This is a genomic window from Nostoc sp. (assembly GCF_054880495.1).
This window is the reverse complement of the sequence record NZ_JBTYKD010000278.1, coordinates 1-3642: the sequence shown is the minus strand read 5'-3', so window position 1 is coordinate 3642 and position 3642 is coordinate 1. Positions and strand designations below refer to the sequence as shown.

Genomic DNA, 3642 nt, shown 5'->3' with positions numbered 1-3642 from the left:
CCAGGCGATCGCCAATACCATTTTGAAAAATCTTTGCAACAAATGCATCGGCTGTAGGGGCATACATCTGTACGCTATTAGCAATGTATCTATAGAACTAGTATTTGATTTTTGAAATGCACGTAGTGGACCCTCTAGGCTAAAATAGTGCATTAGACGTAGGTTGGGTGGAGCGGAGCGCAACCCAACTGATTATCAGGATGTTGGGTTACGCAAGGCCTCCACCCAACCGACAATTTTTTTGCAACATCATTAAACTAAGAATTATATACCTAAAAGGTGTGAGATTTTCAAGTAATAACGTTGACTTTACCAGTATCAATATCGTAACAAGCGCCAACAATTTTTAGTTTGCCTTCATGGAGCAATTTAGCTAAAATTGTTGAGCTTTCCTGCAATTTTTCAGCCTGATACTTAATGTTGGCTATAACTGCATCCTGCATATTATCACCCGTTCTGAACTTTACCCTTTCTAGAGATGGTTTAATGCGCTCAATAATCAAACCAATTCTGCCAGGAAGTGGTTGGTTTTTGATTGCTTCTGCTACTGCACCGCATCTTCTATGACCCAGAACGACAATCAATTGCGAACCCAATACTACTGTAGAATATTCCAGACTACCTATAATCGTGTCACTGACGACATTACCTGCAACTCGCACGACAAACAAATCTCCAAGTCCTTGATCGAAGACGATTTCCGCAGGTACTCTAGAATCTGCACAGCCCAATATTGCGGCAAAGGGATATTGAGCTTTTGCAACTAATCGCAGATGTTCTAATGATTGATCGGGATATTTGCGTTTTTGATGGATAAATCTTTGATTACCATCAAGCAAGCGTCTGACGGCTTCATTCGGACTGATGGGATTAGAGTTAACTGGATGAATATCAGCAACAACAGTTTGCTGTGGATTCCAAAAGCTATCACCAAAAGCAGTAGCTGCAATACCTACCACACTGGCGAATTTTAAGAAATCACGTCGCCCGACAAATCCATTAATTCGACTCATCAATCTACCTGACAACAAAGCTGCTCTCAGGAAGATATCAGAGTTAAGCAAGATGCAAGAGTACCTAATTACACGATTTAAGAGTCATTTAATCTTCACATTGCATGGGAATTTAGAAAATATATACTGTACAGATTAACTATTATATAAGTCACGTAAATTTGATATGATTTGTCAAATTTAAAGCCAGGATTAGCCATAACTAGGGGAGTTTTTTCTGAAATATTAATATTCTAATTACGAAAGAGTATAATTCGTCTCAAAGTTTCAGGAAGTTGTGGGATTGGCAGCTGAGAACGATCGCATCAGTGCCTTAATCACCGCAGCACGGCAATTTTCCTGGCAAGCCGCCAAAGCTGGTCAAAATCCGCCACACGCCGTAACCCAATGGCAACAAATAGAAAATTTGTCGATAGAGGCAATTGAGCGGCTCAAAGAAATTCCTTCAGAGGACGTGGTTGGTTATACCGAAGCACAGAAGTTATTAGCAATTTATGAGGCTAATTTAGGTCAAGTTAAGGTTAGGCGGCAAGCTGAGGCAGATGCTGGGGAGGCTTTGGAGTCGGCGTAAGGAGAAATAAAAAGCTTGCTGGCTTCAATTCCTGCTAATGCTGATAATATCGAGCGCAATCAAATGTTGAGCCAATTGCAGAGTATTATTAATCAATTAGAAAAGGTGCAAAATGGCACAACAGCCTATCTGAAAGCTCAAGATTTACTACTGTCGGCAAATAATAAACTAAAGCAGCTACAGGTTAAATAAATGGTGGCGATCGCTTTGGTATGATCCCCTTGCCTAACTATGTTTTTTCTGTTTGATTTCTAGCCAGTTGTGGTGAAGCGGTGACGTTTGCGCTGCATCCACGTTAAGGTGGTTCGGAGAGCGTGGGCGTCAACAACTGGCCGTTGGGTGGGATTTTTGAGACGGGAATCCATCCCTGTAGAATTTTCTCAATGTCCCTGTAACCCTGCTGATATCTCAATTAAAACTGCAAGAGAAAAATTTTGGATGCCAAATTGCCAAAAGCACTCAACATCATTACTAATTCGTAATTCGTCAAAACTTACGCATTGACAAAGTAGACCAAAAATGCAGCAAGGGGGCAAGAGAAAAACAGGCGATGCCTAAGCTAATCACTAGGGACTTTAACCTGTTCGTAATTAAGAATTAAGAATTGTTTATGGAGGGTTTTGGCAGATCCGAATAATTTATGTTTTGGTCATTTTTTCCTGAATGAATGTCCTGTTTTACCTTTCTAGTCGCTGTAGATGTGATTAGGAAACGCAAGGATTATTGGGGAGAATTCTTTGAGCATCGAAAACGACGGTCGCGGCAGTGGCAGGAAGTATGATGGTTTTTGTATTACTTATAGATAGCGTCGGCGCAGCCCAACCTAGCGATCGCTATCGCCTGGTAAAGCCCCCATATTAAACTGGTGTTATGTTGAATGGGGCAAGAGTGCTTAAAAAGGGTTAATGTCTGTTACCTGCTCCCAAATATAGCTCACCCACTTTCGGGTCATTCAACAATTCTTCACCAAGGCCGGAGATCGCATCGCGTCCCGACTCCAGTACATATCCGCGATTAGCCATCTCTAAAGCCTTACGGGCATTTTGTTCTACTAATACGATCGCAGTACCCGCCTGATTAATTTGTTTAATCTGCTCAAACACTTGTGTCACCAAGATGGGGGATAAAGCAGCAGATGGTTCATCTAAAATCAGCAAACTAGGTTCCAACATCAAAGCTTTCCCCATCGCTAGCATCTGGCGTTCTCCTCCAGAGAGAGTACCAGCGCGTTGACGACGGCGATCGCTTAGTCTGGGGAACATAGTAAATATTTTATCTTTAATTGGTTTTAGGGGAACGTTAAGCACAAAAGCACCCATCTCCAAGTTCTCTTCAACACTCAGAGAAGGGAAGACATTGGCGATTTGCGGTACGTAGCACATTCCTCGTTGGACGATTTGATTGGACTTTAGCCCCACAATATTTTCACCTTTGAAGGTAATTGTACCTGTGTGGGGGATCAAAAGCCCAAAAATTGCTTTTGCCAAAGTAGATTTACCCGCACCATTGGGGCCAATCACTGTTACCAATTCCCTTGGTGCAACCCGAAAATTCACACCTTGCAGGATATCTACATCTTTGATGTATCCAGCGTGGACATTTTGAACGTCTAGTAAATAATCATTTGTCATTGGTCACTTGTCATTTGTCATTTGTCATTTGTCAACAGTCAAGTCAAACATAAGTATTGACTATTGACTGTTGACTATGGACTATTACGGAGTTTTTTGCAACTCCGGTCGTTCTTCTGGAAGAATCGCCCCTTCTACAGGGCAAACTTGGAGACATATCCCACAGTCTATGCAGGTAGCAAAGTCAATCCAGTACCAATCGGTTCCTTTGGCATTTTTGCTTGGCCCTTCATGAATGCAAGCTACTGGACAAGCACCTACGCAGTCAGCAACACCTTCACAGACTTCTGTAACAATTGTGTGCGGCATGTTCTCGATTCCCTCTTTTCTGTATCGGCTATTTCTAGCCTAGCAGGGGAGTACGGAGTAGGCCGTGAGCGTAGCCGAATGGGAGTAAGGAGTGGGGGAGAAGAGGGGACAAGGGGGA

General features: G+C 42.5%; 5 protein-coding genes. 2 read left to right on the top strand and 3 right to left on the bottom strand.

Translation table 11 applies throughout. The features are described from left to right. Positions 1 to 290 precede the first annotated feature (290 nt). A complete protein-coding gene (locus ACYTXL_RS24565; protein WP_461927002.1) occupies positions 291 to 1013 on the bottom strand; it encodes a carbonic anhydrase in 723 nt (240 codons plus the stop codon). Between the two features lie 283 nt (positions 1014 to 1296). Between ACYTXL_RS24565 and ACYTXL_RS24560 the strand changes: the two genes are divergently transcribed. Both ACYTXL_RS24560 and ACYTXL_RS24555 read left to right on the top strand, forming a co-directional pair. Next, positions 1297 to 1584, top strand: coding sequence for a hypothetical protein (locus tag ACYTXL_RS24560; protein WP_461927001.1), 288 nt, complete (start codon positions 1297 to 1299; stop codon positions 1582 to 1584). A 15-nt stretch (positions 1585 to 1599) separates the two neighbouring features. Then, positions 1600 to 1776 (top strand): hypothetical protein, encoded by a 177-nt coding sequence (locus ACYTXL_RS24555; RefSeq protein ID WP_461927000.1) that lies wholly within the window; start codon positions 1600 to 1602, stop codon positions 1774 to 1776. 710 nt (positions 1777 to 2486) lie between these two features. On the opposite strand, the gene ACYTXL_RS24550 is transcribed toward ACYTXL_RS24555, so the two are convergent. After that, positions 2487 to 3215: an ABC transporter ATP-binding protein gene (locus ACYTXL_RS24550; protein WP_461926999.1), complete on the bottom strand. Its 729-nt coding sequence runs from the start codon at positions 3213 to 3215 to the stop codon at positions 2487 to 2489. Between the two features lie 84 nt (positions 3216 to 3299). Next, the gene (locus ACYTXL_RS24545; RefSeq protein ID WP_292802124.1) at positions 3300 to 3524 is read right to left on the bottom strand and encodes an indolepyruvate ferredoxin oxidoreductase subunit alpha; all 225 of its coding nucleotides are present in this window, start codon (positions 3522 to 3524) and stop codon (positions 3300 to 3302) included. Positions 3525 to 3642: the final 118 nt, after the last annotated feature.

Bases quoted from the DNA above. Each gene is read 5' to 3' on its own strand.
- ACYTXL_RS24550 (WP_461926999.1), bottom strand. From the start codon at position 3,215: ATGACAAATGATTATTTACTAGACGTTCAAAATGTCCACGCTGGATAC.
- ACYTXL_RS24565 (WP_461927002.1), bottom strand. From the start codon at position 1,013: ATGAGTCGAATTAATGGATTTGTCGGGCGACGTGATTTCTTAAAATTC.
- ACYTXL_RS24545 (WP_292802124.1), bottom strand. From the start codon at position 3,524: ATGCCGCACACAATTGTTACAGAAGTCTGTGAAGGTGTTGCTGACTGC.